22 protein-coding genes are annotated in these 14610 nt (G+C 59.5%); 13 read left to right on the top strand and 9 right to left on the bottom strand.

From position 1 onward, the window contains the following. Positions 1-49: 49 nt before the first annotated feature. The 5 genes from ACR0DX_RS16405 to ACR0DX_RS16385 form a co-directional block, all read right to left on the bottom strand. Complete coding sequence (locus tag ACR0DX_RS16405; RefSeq protein ID WP_170356120.1) at positions 50-610, bottom strand: F0F1 ATP synthase subunit B; 561 nt, start codon at positions 608-610, stop codon at positions 50-52. Positions 611-615: 5 nt separating this feature from the next. Continuing rightward, positions 616-1167 (bottom strand): F0F1 ATP synthase subunit B', encoded by a 552-nt coding sequence (locus ACR0DX_RS16400; protein ID WP_170356119.1) that lies wholly within the window; start codon positions 1165-1167, stop codon positions 616-618. An 86-nt stretch (positions 1168-1253) separates the two neighbouring features. Then, the gene (locus ACR0DX_RS16395) at positions 1254-1478 is read right to left on the bottom strand and encodes a F0F1 ATP synthase subunit C (protein WP_005981269.1); all 225 of its coding nucleotides are present in this window, start codon (positions 1476-1478) and stop codon (positions 1254-1256) included. 69 nt (positions 1479-1547) lie between these two features. Continuing rightward, positions 1548-2306, bottom strand: a complete 759-nt coding sequence (locus ACR0DX_RS16390) for a F0F1 ATP synthase subunit A (RefSeq protein ID WP_170356118.1) — start codon at positions 2304-2306, stop codon at positions 1548-1550. Between the two features lie 2 nt (positions 2307-2308). Further along, a complete protein-coding gene (locus ACR0DX_RS16385) occupies positions 2309-2641 on the bottom strand; it encodes an AtpZ/AtpI family protein (protein WP_170356117.1) in 333 nt (110 codons plus the stop codon). Positions 2642-2872: 231 nt separating this feature from the next. Between ACR0DX_RS16385 and ACR0DX_RS16380 the strand changes: the two genes are divergently transcribed. Beyond that, the gene (locus tag ACR0DX_RS16380) at positions 2873-3208 is read left to right on the top strand and encodes an ArsR/SmtB family transcription factor (RefSeq protein ID WP_170356116.1); all 336 of its coding nucleotides are present in this window, start codon (positions 2873-2875) and stop codon (positions 3206-3208) included. Between the two features lie 136 nt (positions 3209-3344). Here ACR0DX_RS16380 and ACR0DX_RS16375 read toward each other — a convergent pair whose 3' ends face one another. Both ACR0DX_RS16375 and ACR0DX_RS16370 read right to left on the bottom strand, forming a co-directional pair. Further along, entirely contained in the window at positions 3345-4265 is a 921-nt protein-coding gene (locus ACR0DX_RS16375) for a DMT family transporter (RefSeq protein WP_170356115.1), read from the bottom strand. Next, entirely contained in the window at positions 4262-5140 is an 879-nt protein-coding gene (locus tag ACR0DX_RS16370; protein WP_170356114.1) for a LysR family transcriptional regulator, read from the bottom strand. Before ACR0DX_RS16370 ends, ACR0DX_RS16375 begins: the two co-directional genes overlap by 4 nt. Positions 5141-5258: 118 nt before the next feature. Between ACR0DX_RS16370 and ACR0DX_RS16365 the strand changes: the two genes are divergently transcribed. Next, the gene (locus ACR0DX_RS16365; protein ID WP_170356113.1) at positions 5259-5840 is read left to right on the top strand and encodes an NAD(P)H-dependent oxidoreductase; all 582 of its coding nucleotides are present in this window, start codon (positions 5259-5261) and stop codon (positions 5838-5840) included. A gap of 66 nt (positions 5841-5906) precedes the next feature. Continuing rightward, the gene (locus tag ACR0DX_RS16360; RefSeq protein WP_353391617.1) at positions 5907-6647 is read left to right on the top strand and encodes an aspartate/glutamate racemase family protein; all 741 of its coding nucleotides are present in this window, start codon (positions 5907-5909) and stop codon (positions 6645-6647) included. Here ACR0DX_RS16360 and ACR0DX_RS16355 read toward each other — a convergent pair whose 3' ends face one another. Beyond that, positions 6648-7178, bottom strand: a complete 531-nt coding sequence (locus tag ACR0DX_RS16355) for a prolyl-tRNA synthetase associated domain-containing protein (protein WP_170356111.1) — start codon at positions 7176-7178, stop codon at positions 6648-6650. Between the two features lie 87 nt (positions 7179-7265). On the opposite strand from ACR0DX_RS16355, the gene ACR0DX_RS16350 reads away from it, so the two are divergent. The 10 genes from ACR0DX_RS16350 to trmD all read left to right on the top strand — a co-directional run bounded on the left by ACR0DX_RS16350 (position 7266) and on the right by trmD (position 13711). After that, a complete protein-coding gene (locus ACR0DX_RS16350; RefSeq protein ID WP_170724723.1) occupies positions 7266-7814 on the top strand; it encodes a hypothetical protein in 549 nt (182 codons plus the stop codon). A gap of 178 nt (positions 7815-7992) precedes the next feature. Then, positions 7993-9501: a signal recognition particle protein gene (gene ffh, locus ACR0DX_RS16345; protein ID WP_170356109.1), complete on the top strand. Its 1509-nt coding sequence runs from the start codon at positions 7993-7995 to the stop codon at positions 9499-9501. Beyond that, positions 9498-10052: a GNAT family N-acetyltransferase gene (locus tag ACR0DX_RS16340; RefSeq protein ID WP_170356108.1), complete on the top strand. Its 555-nt coding sequence runs from the start codon at positions 9498-9500 to the stop codon at positions 10050-10052. Before ffh ends, ACR0DX_RS16340 begins: the two co-directional genes overlap by 4 nt. After that, positions 10049-10345 carry a chorismate mutase gene (locus ACR0DX_RS16335; protein WP_170356107.1) on the top strand — a complete coding sequence of 99 codons (297 nt, stop codon included), beginning with the start codon at positions 10049-10051 and terminating at the stop codon, positions 10343-10345. Before ACR0DX_RS16340 ends, ACR0DX_RS16335 begins: the two co-directional genes overlap by 4 nt. 66 nt (positions 10346-10411) lie before the next feature. After that, positions 10412-10801 (top strand): 30S ribosomal protein S16, encoded by a 390-nt coding sequence (rpsP, locus tag ACR0DX_RS16330; protein WP_170356106.1) that lies wholly within the window; start codon positions 10412-10414, stop codon positions 10799-10801. A 12-nt stretch (positions 10802-10813) separates the two neighbouring features. Beyond that, the gene (gene bluB / locus ACR0DX_RS16325; protein WP_480846742.1) at positions 10814-11449 is read left to right on the top strand and encodes a 5,6-dimethylbenzimidazole synthase; all 636 of its coding nucleotides are present in this window, start codon (positions 10814-10816) and stop codon (positions 11447-11449) included. A gap of 4 nt (positions 11450-11453) precedes the next feature. Then, positions 11454-11600, top strand: coding sequence for a hypothetical protein (locus ACR0DX_RS16320; RefSeq protein WP_170356104.1), 147 nt, complete (start codon positions 11454-11456; stop codon positions 11598-11600). After that, entirely contained in the window at positions 11593-12096 is a 504-nt protein-coding gene (gene rimM, locus ACR0DX_RS16315) for a ribosome maturation factor RimM (RefSeq protein ID WP_170356103.1), read from the top strand. Before ACR0DX_RS16320 ends, rimM begins: the two co-directional genes overlap by 8 nt. Then, complete coding sequence (locus ACR0DX_RS16310; RefSeq protein WP_170356102.1) at positions 12096-12911, top strand: hypothetical protein; 816 nt, start codon at positions 12096-12098, stop codon at positions 12909-12911. The genes rimM and ACR0DX_RS16310 overlap by 1 nt, the downstream gene beginning before the upstream one ends. Then, complete coding sequence (trmD, locus tag ACR0DX_RS16305) at positions 12908-13711, top strand: tRNA (guanosine(37)-N1)-methyltransferase TrmD (RefSeq protein ID WP_170356101.1); 804 nt, start codon at positions 12908-12910, stop codon at positions 13709-13711. Before ACR0DX_RS16310 ends, trmD begins: the two co-directional genes overlap by 4 nt. Here trmD and ACR0DX_RS16300 read toward each other — a convergent pair. Continuing rightward, on the bottom strand, positions 13708-14505 hold the full coding sequence (locus ACR0DX_RS16300; protein ID WP_170356100.1) for a glycoside hydrolase family 25 protein: 798 nt from the start codon (positions 14503-14505) through the stop codon (positions 13708-13710). The two genes, trmD and ACR0DX_RS16300, sit on opposite strands and share 4 nt — an antisense overlap. Positions 14506-14610: the final 105 nt, after the last annotated feature.

Here is a 14610-nt window from a genome sequence, read left to right as displayed (position 1 = left end):
TGACCCGAAAGCGGGCTTTCGGGTCAAGGTTTCGAATTATGTTCAGCGGTCAGTGCAGCTTTTCGCCTACATCCGCGATGGCCGCGTCGATCAGCTTGTTGGCCTGCGTAGCTGTCATCTGCTTTGCCAGAACCGCGTTGGCTGCGGAAACAGCAACGGTGATGGCCTGATCGCGCACCTCTTTCACGGCAGAAGCCTCCGCCGATGCGATCTGGTCCTGTGCTGCCGCCAAACGACGAGCAATGGACTTCTCCAGATCGACCTTGGCTTGTTCAGCTGCCAGTACCGCATCGTCCTTGGCTGCTGCCACGATGGCATCCGCCTGAGACTGCACTTCGCGCTGCTTGCGCTCATACGAGGCCAGCAAGCTACGCGCTTCTTCGTGCAGGGCGCGGGCTTCGTCCAGTTCGGACTTGATGCCTTCGGCCCGCTTGTCCAGCGCGCCACCGATCATGCCGGGCACCTTGAAGTAGAACAGAACCGCGATGAACACGATGAAGCCCAGCAGGACCACAAAGTCGGTGTTGCCAAGCGAGAAGAACGGGCCACTTGCGGCCAGCGCTGGGCTGGCAGCGCCGAGGGTCAGGATAAGGGCAAGAGTATTCCGCATGTCACTTATCCTTTCATCTGCGCGTCAACGGCACCGTCGATGGCTTTGGCATCCGCCTCGCCACCCAGTGCTGTAACCAGTTCAGCTGCCGTATCCTTGGCAACCACTTGAATGCTTTCCAGCGCACCGGCACGGATTTCGGCAATTGCCTTTTCCGATTCAGCCGCTTTTGCAGCGATTTCAGCATCTGCCTTGGCAATCGCGTCATCCAGACCAGACTGAATCTCGGCGCGTGCTTCGGCAGCGATACGCTGCGCTTCGGCACGGGCATCGGCCAGCGCCTTGTTATAGGCCTCTTCGGCCTCGACCGCCTTGGCCTTCAGATCTTCGGCCGCAGCCAGGTCATTTGTAATGGTCCCCTGACGCTCAGCCAGGATTGCCGCGATGCGGGGCAGAGCCACGCGGGACAGGACCAGAAAGATGACGACCAGCGTGATGACCAGCCAGAAAATCTGGTTGGGGAACCAATCGAAGCAGAGCTGCGGCATCCCGATGGCAGAGCCATAGGAGTCGACGCACGAGCCAGCTACCTCTTTTGTAAGGGGTTCAGTCGCCATGATATCCTCCGTCGGAAACTTGTCTTTACAACAGGTGGGCCACTATGGCTTGGACCCACCTGCGCGTAAGGATCAGGTTCCGCAGATTAGACGGCGAACATCAGCAGCAGCGAGACCAGGAATGCGAAGATCCCCAGGGCTTCTGCGAATGCGATACCGATGAACAGGGTTGCGGTCTGCGAAGCAGCCGCCGAAGGGTTGCGCAGGGCGCCGGCCAGGAAGTTGCCTGCAACGTTGCCCACCCCGATTGCGGCTGCGCCGGAACCGATTGCTGCCAGGCCTGCGCCGATGTGTGCGAGATCGCCTTCCATGATGTATCTCCTTACGAATTGGAAGTTTCGATGTTTGGTTATCGTTCCTGTGCTGGGTGCAAGACCCAATCAGTGATGCGGATGCAGAGCGTCCTTGAGGTAAACACAGGTCAGAATGGTGAATACGTAGGCCTGGATAAAGGCCACCAGGACCTCAAGACCGTACATTGCGGTGATTGCCAGAACCGACACGGGCGAGATCACGGCAATCGCGGCAAAGCCTGCGAACACCTTGATCACCGCGTGGCCAGCCATGACGTTACCGGCCAGACGAATGGAGTGGCTGACCGGGCGCACAAAGTACGAGATCAGCTCGATGATCGCCAGGATCGGACGCAGCGCCATCGGGGCGCTGGAGACCCAGAACAGGCTCAGGAAGCCCGCGCCGTTCTTGACAAAGCCCAGGATGGTGACGGTCAGGAAGACAGCCAGCGCCAGCGGGATGGTCACGGCGAAATGCGATGTGGTGGTGAACGAGGTCGGGATCAGGCCCAGGAAGTTCGCTGTCACGATGAACATGAACAGGGTCATGACATAGGGGAAGAACTTGACGCCTTCCTTGCCGCAGATGTCTTCCAGCATCTTGTAGATGAAGCCGTAGGCCAGTTCGGCCACCGACTGCATCCGGGTCGGAACAATCGCGCGCTTCGAGGTCGGAACGATCAGCAGCAGAACAATCGCAACGATCGCAAAGAACAGCCACAGCGTCACGTTGGTGATGGTGAACATGCCCACCGCACCGTCGCCGAACAACGGTTTGACGATGAACTGGTCCATCGGGTGGAATACCAGGCTGCTGCCCTCTGCTGCGGTGGTCTCGGTTGCCACGTTCAGTCCCTCTCGTCCTTCTCGGCAGCCGTCGCCGCCGTTTGTTTCTCTTGGACCTCTTTCGCGCTGCGGAGCATAACCTTCACGCCCGCGACAAGGCCCAGCAATGTAAACAGCACCAGAAAGATCGGGATCGTCCCGAGCAGGCTGTCCAGCCCGTATCCGATGCCAAACCCGATCCCCAGACCGGATACCATTTCGATGACCATCCTCCAGGCAAGCTCGCCACCGGAAATGTCACTGTCTGCGCGTTTGGGGGGCTGTTTGGCCTTTTTCGCCGCGTCGATCTTGGCCTCCAGCTGCGCCATACGCTGCTTTTGGTCATCATCGGTCACGGGCGTTTCCCTCGCACAGTCTTGGGTAGGGTGCTAAGGCGATGCGGGCATAGAGTCAACGGTGTATAGGTCGCACTCAAATTATGTTTAATACCCTGATTTTATTTGCTAAAATTTTCCACTGCCCCTCCGTAGGCGCACCCGTTGATCCTGCGGGGGCATGAATGGACCGGATCTTCCATATTCAACCAAATGGTTGACCAAAGCAGACCGCTGTGATTGAGCGGAAGCATGTCCAGTGATCTCGATACCGTTTTCGCGGCCCTTGCCGACCCAACACGCCGCGCCATCCTTGCAATGCTGTTGGAGGATGACATGGCCGTCACCGATGTTGCCGAACCGTTCGAGATGTCACTGGCCGCGATCTCGAAGCATCTGATGATCCTGACCAAGGCTGGACTGATCAGCCAGGAAAAACGCGGCCGGGTGAAATGGTGCAAGCTGGAACCCGACGCGCTACGGTCGGCTTCGGTCTGGATGCAGGGGTTCGGACAATTCGAGCCGGTCAACCTGGATGCGTTCGAACGGTTTCTGGAAAGCCAATTGCCTTTGACAGACGACACCTGACCAATTGACAATGGCAGGCGCATGTTTCGTGGTATGCTGCCAAAACCAAATCTATCTCTTCTAAGGATGACGCAAACGGTTCATGCCGCACAGGTCGAGACGTTTTGCGGCCTCGGCCTGTTGAGCAACCTTCAGTTCAGTTTCGATCGGCCTTAAAAACAGGTTCCGCCCCTGTGGGTCCGTCGGGCCTGAGGAGCATCAACAATGCAACGCATGTCAGAGCGACGCCGACCAAAACCAGTGCCACGGGGGCGCCGTTGCCCAGCGCAATCTCCCATAGAATGACCCAACTGGGGACAAGATAAGTATAGGCCATAACCTTGGCCGACGGCAGACGCAGGGCCGAAAACTGAACCAGAACAAAACTGGCGGCGGTCGCGAAGATCGACAGGTACAGCAACCCGACCCACACGATCATGGGCAGGTTGGCCCAGTCGGTGTCGCGAATGTCGGACCACGCATAGATCGTCAAAAGCAGGCAACCTGCTACCATGGTTCCGAAACTGAACACTACGGCGGGTTCGCCGCGGTTCAGTTTACGCACCATCGGCGTATAAACAGCATGAGCTATACACCCCCAGAAATAAATGACCTCACCCTTGTTGATTTGAAAAGCCGTGAACGCTTGCCAATCCGCCCGGAATATCACCCAAAGCGCCCCAACGGCACCAATGCTTAGCGCCAGTGCCATCCTTGGCGTGGTGACCTGACGCAACAGAAACCATCCGGCGATCGCTGACAAAACCGGAGTCAGAGTAAAAACCGCAGCCGCGCTGACCGGAGGGGCGGTTTTCAACCCGTGAAACATAAGAACAAAATAGGTCGCAAAAAGCCCGCCCAGCACCAGGTAACGCCAAGGAGCTTGCGCAGCGCTGCGAGGCAAGCCTGTGGTCATCAACGCTGTTGCCCCGATCACGATGGCCGCAATTGCAAACCTCACGGCAGTGACCGACTCGGGTGAGATCTGGTTGGCAATCATTGAGCCTAGTGAGAAACTGCCCGCGACCAAGGCAGAAAAGACCAGCATGGCCAAATGGCCACGCGCCGGAGGGGTCATGGCTGCCAGCCTTTGGATTGCTCTTTCAGATAGGACAGGAACGACTGCACCTTGGTCGTGCGGTGCAAATCCACATGCGTCACCAGCCAAAGGTTGCCGAACCACTCGGACAGCGGCGGGATCACCTCGATCAGATTGGGGTCACGGGCAGCCTCCCACCGCGCCATGAAACCAATGCCTGCTCCAGAAAGAACGGCCTCGCGGATGCAGAAATTGTTGGTGCAGCGAAAAGTGATGCGATCAGCAGGGACCGTTTCGCGCAACCAACGCGAAAACGGCGCGCGGCTGGTTTCGTCATCGGTACTGACAAAGAAATGGCTGGCAAAATCCTCGACCCCGGCTGGTTTGCCGTGACGTTCGATGTATGCCGTGCTCGCATATAAGCCGACCTCTTGTTTCATGAATGGCTGCACAACATTGTCGGGCTGATCCGGCGCCGACCCGGCGCGGATCGCCACATGTGCCTCGCCATATTCCAGCCGGAATAGACGGTCACCGGTCAGATAGCGGACGATCAGATCAGGATGCAGGCGCTGGAAAGTGCTCAGCACCGGCACAACCAACGGCGCCAACGAGGACAGAGAAGTCACCACCAGCTCTCCGGATACGTCATCTCCGCGGCCTTTCATGCGCCCAACCAACTGGTTGAATTGATCTTCGGTCGCTTGCGCTACGCGCAGAAGGTCGTCGCCCGCCTCGGTCGGCGTGTATCCACGGGCGTGGCGCTGGAACAATTTGACCCCCAGCCGCGCCTCGATCGCGTCGATATGGCGGATAACGGTGGCGTGGTGAACGCCCAACACTTCGGCGGCACCGCTGACCGTCCCCATGCGCGCCACCTGATACGCGGTTCTCACTTCATCCCAATTGTCCATTGCATCTTGCCCATTGTGCAAATTTTAACACTTAATGTTGGGATATCAGAGTTTTGTTCACCAACGCAACATTCATATTGGGACCAGACACAGAATTCACCGCCTGAAGGAGACCATCATGACCAAGACAGTTCTGCACATTGACGCCTCGGCCCGCCGAACAGGGTCAACGACCCGAGACCTTTCTGACCGTATCGTCAAGCACCTTGGTGCCAACCGCATCATCCGCCGCGACCTGGCGACCCCGCTGCCATTATTGACCGAAGCTTGGATCAATGCCAATTTCACTCCCGCCGATCAGCGCGACGCGGTCCAGCGTGACCTTCTGTCCCTTTCCGACGCTCTGGTGTCGGAACTGCAAGAGGCCGATACGGTCGTGATCGGCCTGCCCATCTATAATTTCTCGGTGCCTGCGGCGTTCAAGGCGTGGATCGACCTGGTCGCCCGCGCCGGACTGACCTTTTCCTACAGTGAAAACGGCCCAAAGGGACTGTTGGACGGCAAACGCGCAGTTCTGGCCATCGCTTCTGGCGGCACCGCAGTCGGGTCCGAGATCGACTTTGCCACCGACTATGCCAAGCATGTTCTGGGCTTCATCGGCATTCATAATGTCGACGTCATCGCAGCCGATAAAATGGCACTGGACGCTGAAACGACCCTTAGCAACGCGCAAAAGGCTGTTTCGGAATTGGCGGCCTGATTGACCGTTACGCCCTAAAACGTCCAGTCTGCACCTGAACAGACAATTGCAGACTGGACACCGGGCATGAAAAAAATCGGAATTCTGGGCGGTGTGGGCTGGGCCTCGACCGTGGACTACTACCGCGCCATTGCCGAGGGCGCGAGCCGCCATTTCGCTGAACGGGGTCATACATCTCCGCTGCCCATCCCTCCGATGACCATCGAATCCGTCACGCAGGCCAAAACGCGCGCTTTGCGCGGTATCGCCGGGGACGAGGAGAGTTGGTCGGCCTTCGACGCAGTCTTTCGCGAGGCATTGCTGACGTTGGAGCGGGCCGGATGTGATTTCGGCATCATCGCGTCCAACACGCCCCACGCTCGACTTCATTCGATACGACAAGGCGTGGCGATGCCGATTCTCAGTATTTTCGACGCCACTGCAGAGGTGACAGCGCGCACCAAAGCCTCTGAGGCGCTGGTTCTGGGAACAACCGTCACGATGGAAGCGACCAACTATGCCGAAAAGCTGGCCGAACATGGCGTTGTCGCCAACAAGCGGCTGCCCGACGCCGAGATCGCCGAGATGCAAGCGATGATCGACAGCGACTTTTACGGTGGGGCGTCCGACGAAGCGCATGCCCGTTTGCTTGCGTTCTGCAACAAACATGCGCGCACTGGCACCGCGATCCTGCTGGCCTGCACCGAACTGCCTTTAGCCTTCCCCAACCATCTGGACGATCCGGTGTTTGAGGCAGACGGGCACCTTTTCATCAACCCTTCCGCCGCACATGTCTCGGCCGCCTTGGCCCAAGCGCTAGGGGACTGATCAGGGCAACCAGTTAATCTCGACCCCGGTACGATCACAAAACGCCAGCAGATCGTCCCGTGGCATTGCAACGGTGCGGTCATTGACCAGCGGGTGCATATAGATGACATCCGCCTGCTTGGCTGCGCCGTCCATGAAGAACCGTACCTCGTTCTGCACCCCGTTGATCATCGCCAAAGGGCTCACCGCGCCGGGACGGATACCAAGGTTCTGCAACAAACGATCCGCCGACCCAAAGGACAGGTTACCGACACCCAGTTCAGCCCCCAGCGCCTTAAGGTCGATTTCGGCGTTCTGCTCCAGCGTTACAAGATAGTTCCGCTTTTTCTTGTCGCGCAGATACAGGTTCTTGACCCGCAACGCGTTTTCGCCGGGCACCATGAACTGATCCTCGACCGCCTTTGAATCCTCAACCGTGCGCAGCGGCACATGGGTGTGCAGCGTATAAGTCAGGCCCCAATCGTCCAGTTGCGCCAGCAGCGCGTCGGAACTCAGCGGTAATGTGTCCTGAAAGGTGGATGATGCGTCCATGGGTATCTCCTGTTTGGCGTGCTCATCGCGCAACGTGCGGACAAATTCAAGCCAGACAGCGTCGGAATTCAGTGCTAGCGTGCCGCCATGAAAGTCACGCGCCATACTCCGAACCAATTGATCCTTTCTAATACGCCCTGGTTCATTGGCATCTCACTGATCTTCTTCATCCTTGCCTTTGTCGGCGCTGGTCTGTTCATGGCAACCGAAGGCGGCGAGGGCATTCTGTTCGGTCTGTTCTTTGCTGTGTTTGGCGGCGGGATGGGCATCGGCGCTTTCTGCGTCTTTGTGCGGCGCGTACAGGTGATTTTGGATCGACCCAGCAACAGCGTTTTGATCCGCCGCCAATCCGTCTTTGGCTATGACACCGTAGAACATGAGCTGTCGAACCTGTCCCATGCCGAGGTGGAAACCACCACATCCACCCGCGACAGAACCACGTCCAAGATGCACCGTCCCGTTCTGATCCTGGAAAAGGGCATGAGTGCAGGCCGACACCCGATTGTCGAAGCCTATGTAAGCGGGCACGGGGCGCAGCGGCTGGTGGATGCGGTCAATGACTGGCTTCCGGCGCGAGCGGTTGACTCTGACAGCCAATCGGCCTACAGCCCACTTCAAACATCCGGAAGCGTCTGATCTTCCGGTCCCTTGAGTCGTTAAGGGATCGCCCCCCACCAGCGAGTTTCGCCCGTGGGGGCAATGCCATTTGGCATGACCCCCACGTCAAATTCAGTGGGAGGGGGCGTTTGTGCATTTAACCGACGCATCCTATCTAGGAGGCGCCACCAGATAACCGGCTAAGGAGGCCGAAGGCATGTTTGAAAATCTATCCGAACGCCTTTCTGGCGTCTTTGACCGGCTGACCAAACAGGGCGCTCTGTCTGAGGAAGACGTCAAAACCGCCCTGCGCGAAGTTCGCGTTGCCCTGCTTGAGGCCGACGTCTCGCTGCCGGTGGCCCGTGCCTTCGTCAAGAAAGTGCAGGAACAGGCGACCGGTCAGGCCGTCACCAAGTCGATCACCCCCGGCCAGCAGGTCGTCAAGATCGTCCATGACGCGCTGGTCGATACCCTCCGTGGCGAAGAAGACCCCGGCAAGCTGAAGATCGACAACCCCCCTGCCCCGATCCTGATGGTCGGCCTGCAGGGCTCGGGCAAGACGACCACGACCGGTAAGCTGGCGAAACGCCTCAAAGAGAAAGAAGGCAAGAAGGTTCTGATGGCCTCGCTCGACGTCTATCGCCCGGCGGCGATGGATCAGCTGGCCGTTTTGGGGACGCAGGTCGGCGTTGATACGCTGCCGATCGTTCCCGGCCAGAAACCCGTCGACATCGCCAAGCGCGCCAAGCAGCAGGCAACGTTGGGTGGCTATGACGTCTATATGCTCGACACCGCAGGCCGTCTGCACATCGACGAAGTCCTGATGGATGAGGTCGAGCAGGTCCGCAACGCGGTTGACCCGCGCGAGACTCTGCTGGTCGTCGACGGCCTGACCGGTCAGGTCGCCGTTGAGGTCGCTGAAGAGTTCGACGCCAAGGTCGGTATCTCGGGCGTGGTCCTGACACGGATGGACGGTGACGGTCGCGGTGGTGCGGCGCTGTCGATGCGCGCGGTCACCGGCAAGCCCATCCGGTTTGTCGGGCTGGGCGAGAAGATGGACGCGCTTGAGACCTTCGAGCCGGACCGGATCGCCGGTCGTATTCTGGGCATGGGCGACATTGTTGCCCTGGTCGAAAAAGCCCAGGAAACAATGGAGATCGAACAGACCGAGCGCATGATGAAGCGCATGGTCAAAGGTCAGTTCAACATGAACGACCTGAAAATGCAGCTGGAACAGATGATCCAGATGGGCGGCATGCAGGGCATGATGGGCATGATGCCCGGCATGGGCAAAATGGCCAAGCAGATGGATCAGGCCGGTCTGGACGACAAGATCCTGCGCCAGCAGATCGCCATGATCCAGTCGATGACCAAACGCGAACGCGCCAACCCTCAACTGTTGCAGGCCAGCCGCAAGAAACGGATTGCGGCGGGTTCGGGGATGGAGGTCAGCGACCTCAACAAGCTGCTCAAGATGCACCGGCAGATGTCGGACATGATGAAGAAAATGGGCAAGATGGGCAAAGGCAAGATGCTGAAACAGGCCATGAAGGGCATGTTCGGCAAAGGCGGCCCCTCACCCGAGGAGATGGCCGCAGGCATGGACCCCAAGGCGCTTGAGGCTGCAGCCAAAGCGATGGGTGGCAAGATGCCCGGCGGCATGCCCGGCATGGGCGGCGGAATGGCCCTGCCTCCGGGCCTTAGCGGGTTCGGGAAGAAAAAGTGAACACCCTCACCCCTCATATCCCCCGGCTTGAGACCGAGCGCCTGATTCTGCGCGCGCCCTCCGAGGCTGATCTGGACGCGGATGCCGCGTTCTTCGCCAGCGAGGCGTCGCAGTTCGTCGGCGGCCCGCTGCGGCGGGATGAGACATGGCGGCTTGTCGCCAGCATCCTCGGCCATTGGGCAATCCGAGGTTATGGGTTCTGGAGCGTTGAGGAAAAAGACACCGGCACCTATGTGGGCCGCGTCGGCCTGTGGTTCCCCGAGGGCTGGCCCGAGCCGGAAATCGGCTGGACCCTAATGAACCACGCCACTGGCAAAGGCTACGCGACCGAGGCCGCGATGGCCGCACGCGCCCACGCTTATGACGTGCTGGGCTGGGACACGGCGATTTCGCTGATCGACCCGGACAATCACGCCAGCAAGGCCGTGGCCAACCGTCTGGGGGCAACCTTCGACTATCACTACGAACATCCGAAATTCGGCACATCCGAAATCTGGCGGCACCCCGCCCCCGCCGATCTGGTGAATGGCGGCATGGAGGCTTACGCATGACCGACCCCGTAGCACAAGCTGCCGCGCTGCTGAAAGAGCATCGCGAAAGCATCGACCGGCTGGACGCGATCCTTGTCTATACGCTGGGCGAGCGTTTCAAGCACACTCAGGCCGTCGGCAAGCTCAAGGCCGAACACGACCTTCCCCCGTCCGATCCTACGCGCGAAGCCGCGCAGATCGCTCGGCTTGAAGACCTGGCGAAAGAGGCCGATCTGGACCCCGACTTCGCCAAGGCTTTCCTGAATTTCATCATTCAGGAAGTCATCCGACACCACCGGAAACATCAGGAATGACCCGTCGTTTCCACCCATAGAATACCCGGTCCGTGACCGGTCACGCCATCTTAAGGAGATACTACCATGGCAATGAAAATTCGTCTCGCCCGCGGCGGCTCGAAAAAACGTCCCTTCTATCGCATCGTTGCGGCTGACAGCCGTATGCCTCGCGATGGCCGTTTCATCGAGAAACTGGGCACCTACAACCCGCTGCTGCCCAAAGACAGCGAAGAGCGCGTGAAAATGAACCTGGAGCGCATCCAGTACTGGCTGGACCAGGGCGCCCAGCCCACCGACCGGATCGCACGTATGCTGGAAGCAGCTGGCGCACGCGACAAAGCCGAGCGCAACAACCCCAACAAGGGTACCCCGGGCAAGAAAGCTCAGGAACGCGCCGAAGAGAAAGCGGCCAAGGCTGCTGAGGCGGCAGAAGCTGCCGCTGCACCGGCTGAAGAAGCGGCTGCAGAAGAATAAGCAGGCAGGCGCGTGCGGGATCAGACTTTCACTGACGATTTTCGCGCGCAGTTTGACCTTTTGCTGCGGCTCCGGCGCGATGTGCGTCGGTTCCGCACCGACGCGATTGACGAGGCAGTGCTGACGCGCTGCCTCGACGCGTTTCGGCTGGCCCCTTCGGTGGGGCTTAGCGAACCCTGGCGCGTGATCCGCGTCGAAAGTCAGGCCGCGCGCGACGCGGCGCTGCGAAATTTTCAAACCGCCAATGCGCAGGCATTCGAAGGGTATTCCGGCGAAAAGGCGCAACTCTACAGCCGCCTGAAACTGTCGGGGATGCAAGAGGCCCCGGTGCAACTGGCCGTGTTCTGCGACGATGCCTCGGTCAAGGGGCAAGGTCTGGGCGCAGACACGATGCCCGAGATGCGGCGCTATTCGGTGGTTTCGGCCATCACCCTGTTCTGGCTGGCCTTGCGGGCCGAAGGTCTGGGGTTGGGTTGGGTATCCATTCTGGACCCAGGCCAGATGGCGCGTGATTTGGATGTACCCGAGGATTGGCGCCTGATCGGTTATTTCTGTGTTGGCCTGCCAGAAACGCAATCGGACACGCCCGAGCTGGAACAGGTCGGTTGGGAATGCCGCGACGACAGCCTGCCCATCGAGGTGCGATAGGCGCATGTTCGGGTTATTACGCCTTCCCATCCTGTTGATGATCGCCTTTATTGTCGGCGTGTTCTTCGAACGCTCGAACCAACGCGAGGCCTGCGAAGGGATCGGACAATGGGATGACGGGCTATGTGTGACGGATGGGGCAAATGAGTGATCTGATCTGCGTTGGCAGCATTGCGGGATCGTATGGCGTACGCGGTGAAGTGCGGCTAAAGAGCTATTGCGCCATCCCCGAGGATATCGAGGCCTATTCCCCCCTGACGGACGAGGCCGGTGGCGATCGTTATCCGCTGGTCCTGACTCGGTCGATCAAGAACGGCTTTGCGGCGCGTCTGGGCGGAGTTGAAACCAAGGAACAAGCCGATGCGCTGAAAGGTCTGCGTCTGTTTGCGCGGCGTGATCAACTGCCCTCGTTGCCCGATGATGAATTCTATCACACCGACCTGATCGGGCTAGAGGTTTATGACACCGGCGGCACCCTGCTGGGCCGGGTAAAATCGGTGCAAAACCACGGCGCTGCCGACCTGCTGGAACTACACGGGCCGGGACTGAAGGCGACCGTTCTGCTGCCCTTCACGCTTGAGGCCGTCCCCACGGTCGATCTGGATCAAGGCCGCATCATCGCCGACCCGCCCGAAGGGCTGATCTGATGCGCCGCGTCCTGCTGCATCTGGGCCTGCACAAGACCGGCACCACTGCGGCACAGTCTTTCCTTTATGAAAATCGCGAGTTGATCTGGCCGCATTTCGCGTTGGTCCTGCCCTATCGAACGCGCAACTCGGGCCTGTCGCGGGCAGCGACTAACCATTCCGTTTATGGCACCGTTGGTACTTTGTCCGAATTCGGTCACCAGATGCGCGATTTCCTCGACTCGCTGGATTTCGGGGAAAAGCGCGGTTTGATCCTCAGCGAGGAAAACTTCGCGGGCCTCCGACCCAGTCGCAATCTGGAACAGGGCTACGCCGCAGCCCCCGATCTGGCCGCCTGTCTTGTGGATTCGATCCGCCAGAGGTTTTCCGGCCAAGAGGTCGAGATCACGCTTTACCTGTCTTTGCGCCAACGGGGCAGTTGGTTGCGCAGCCTTTGGGCGCATGATTTGCAGCGAATGCGGCAGGTGCAGGATTTCGATACGTTCCGCGACAGCATCGACCATTTGCCCTCGTTGCAAGAGACCGTGGACCAAATCCGTGACAAGCTGCCCACCGTCGCCGTGAAAACGGACTGGCTGGAGGAACTGCAATTGCGCCAGTTCGGGCCAGGTACGCCTTTTGCCGAGTATCTGGACTTGCCCCATGACAAGGCGCAACAGCTGGTTCCGCCCTCCAAATCGAACACTCGACTGCCCGAGAACGTTTTGGCCGAATTGCTGGACCTGAACAGATCACGTCTGGACGAAGCCGCCTTGGTCGCGCAAAAGGCCGCCGTAGTTGAACGGGCGCAGCAGGCGCTGATGGGTGCGACATGACCGAAAAACCATCGAAATCTCATGGGCGCAAGGCGATCCGCCCGACCCTGAAACCGCGTGAGCTGCTGACCCCAACGCCCGACCTGCATGGGGTGTGGAAGGCTAAGATCATCACTCTGTTCCCTTCAGCTTTTCCCGGTGTGTTGGGCGAAAGCCTGACCGGCAAGGCGCTGCAAGAGGGCCTGTGGCAGTTGGAAACCGTCGATCTGCGCCAGTTCGGCGTCGGTAAGCACCGCAATGTGGATGACACGCCCGCCGGCGGCGGCGCGGGCATGGTGTTGCGCGCCGATGTACTAGGCGAGGCGATTGAACACACGATGGCGGGGGTGCGGGGCAACTGGCCGCTGATCTACCTTAGCCCGCGTGGCCGCCGGATGGATCAGCGCATGATGCAGAATCTGGCGCGCTGTGACGGCATGACCCTGCTGTGTGGCCGGTTCGAAGGCGTCGATGAGCGCGTTCTGGAGCATTACGGCGTGCAAGAGGTCTCCTTGGGCGACTTCGTCATGACCGGCGGTGAGATTGCCGCGCAGGCTTTGATCGACGCCACCGTAAGGCTGATCCCCGGCGTTTTGGGCAATCAGGCTTCGGCTGAGGAGGAGAGCTTTTCCTCGGGCCTGCTGGAACACCCGCAATACACACGCCCCGCCGAATGGAAGGGCCGCCCGATCCCGGACATTCTGATGTCGGGCCATCACGGCCGTATCGCCAATTGGAGGCATGAGATGTCCGAGCGGATCACACAGGAGCGCCGCCCCGACTTGTGGGACGCCTACTCCAAAGCCAAGTCCGAAGACTAGCCGTTCTTCCACCGCGCCCAGATCTCGGGCGGGCCGTTGAAGGTGTTGATGTCCACTGGTCCCTGCACACCGGGCACAAGCCCCGTGCCCGTGTATTGCCAGAACCGCCAAATCGCATTGGGATAAACGTTCCTTGGATGCCCGGCGACGGACCTCAGCCAGAACTCTGTCTTGGGCAGGCGCCCGATGTCTGTGTCAGCATAAAAGTCCACAGTCGTGTAGACAATCGGACGCCGCCCATAATGACGTTCGAGAATATCGAGAAACCGTTGAGCTTCGGCGCGAACGGTCGCACCGTCTGGGCGCAGAGTGCAGGTCTTGGAATGGGGCGTCCACTCCATATCCAGAACATGCGGAAGGTCCGATCCTTTGGGAACATTCTGGATGAACCACCGCGCCTGCTCGCGCGCTGGGCGGCAGAAATAGTAATAGTGATAGGCCCCCCAAGGCACTCCAGCGGCCTTTGCTCCGCTGCTGTGACTTGCAAACATCGGATCAGCTACATCACCACCCTCAGTCGCCTTGATGAACACAAAGCTGACACCCGATGCCTTGGCCTTTTGCCAGTCAATCGGCCCTTGCCAGCGCGACACGTCCAGTCCGTGCACGGGATAGTGGCCTGGATGGCGCCCCTCCCACGGGTGCGGATCAGCATCGCCGAAAGCCGGGAAAATCACCGCAGGTGAGGTCGTGTCCAGAAACGCGTTGGCCTCGACCTGTTGCGGCGGCGGGCTGCTGCGACCGCAGGACAGGATGGCAAAAGCCGCGACAGCAAGCATCAATGCAGTGCGCATGGTCTGTTCCTGTTTGAAATGACTGCTCTTGTAATTGCCCTCAGAATGCCTGATCGACGGATCAAAGCAACGATGCTGTTTTGAGGCGGCGGAATCCCACCGTTT

The sequence above is a fragment of the Ruegeria sp. D3 genome (genome assembly GCF_056534465.1).
Note: the sequence above shows the minus strand (reverse complement) of the source record. Positions and strands in the feature narration are given on the sequence as shown.

Coding starts and splice junctions, on each gene's coding strand:
- ACR0DX_RS16355 (WP_170356111.1), bottom strand. CDS start 7,178: ATGGACGCATCATCCACCTTTCAGGACACATTACCGCTGAGTTCCGAC.
- ACR0DX_RS16320 (WP_170356104.1), top strand. CDS start 11,454: ATGTTCGGGTTATTACGCCTTCCCATCCTGTTGATGATCGCCTTTATT.
- ACR0DX_RS16310 (WP_170356102.1), top strand. CDS start 12,096: ATGCGCCGCGTCCTGCTGCATCTGGGCCTGCACAAGACCGGCACCACT.
- ACR0DX_RS16400 (WP_170356119.1), bottom strand. CDS start 1,167: ATGGCGACTGAACCCCTTACAAAAGAGGTAGCTGGCTCGTGCGTCGAC.
- ACR0DX_RS16395 (WP_005981269.1), bottom strand. CDS start 1,478: ATGGAAGGCGATCTCGCACACATCGGCGCAGGCCTGGCAGCAATCGGT.
- ACR0DX_RS16335 (WP_170356107.1), top strand. CDS start 10,049: ATGACCGACCCCGTAGCACAAGCTGCCGCGCTGCTGAAAGAGCATCGC.
- ACR0DX_RS16375 (WP_170356115.1), bottom strand. CDS start 4,265: ATGACCCCTCCGGCGCGTGGCCATTTGGCCATGCTGGTCTTTTCTGCC.
- rimM (WP_170356103.1), top strand. CDS start 11,593: ATGAGTGATCTGATCTGCGTTGGCAGCATTGCGGGATCGTATGGCGTA.
- rpsP (WP_170356106.1), top strand. CDS start 10,412: ATGGCAATGAAAATTCGTCTCGCCCGCGGCGGCTCGAAAAAACGTCCC.
- ACR0DX_RS16350 (WP_170724723.1), top strand. CDS start 7,266: ATGAAAGTCACGCGCCATACTCCGAACCAATTGATCCTTTCTAATACG.
- ACR0DX_RS16360 (WP_353391617.1), top strand. CDS start 5,907: ATGAAAAAAATCGGAATTCTGGGCGGTGTGGGCTGGGCCTCGACCGTG.
- ACR0DX_RS16365 (WP_170356113.1), top strand. CDS start 5,259: ATGACCAAGACAGTTCTGCACATTGACGCCTCGGCCCGCCGAACAGGG.
- ACR0DX_RS16380 (WP_170356116.1), top strand. CDS start 2,873: ATGTCCAGTGATCTCGATACCGTTTTCGCGGCCCTTGCCGACCCAACA.
- ffh (WP_170356109.1), top strand. CDS start 7,993: ATGTTTGAAAATCTATCCGAACGCCTTTCTGGCGTCTTTGACCGGCTG.
- ACR0DX_RS16300 (WP_170356100.1), bottom strand. CDS start 14,505: ATGCGCACTGCATTGATGCTTGCTGTCGCGGCTTTTGCCATCCTGTCC.
- ACR0DX_RS16405 (WP_170356120.1), bottom strand. CDS start 610: ATGCGGAATACTCTTGCCCTTATCCTGACCCTCGGCGCTGCCAGCCCA.
- ACR0DX_RS16370 (WP_170356114.1), bottom strand. CDS start 5,140: ATGGACAATTGGGATGAAGTGAGAACCGCGTATCAGGTGGCGCGCATG.
- trmD (WP_170356101.1), top strand. CDS start 12,908: ATGACCGAAAAACCATCGAAATCTCATGGGCGCAAGGCGATCCGCCCG.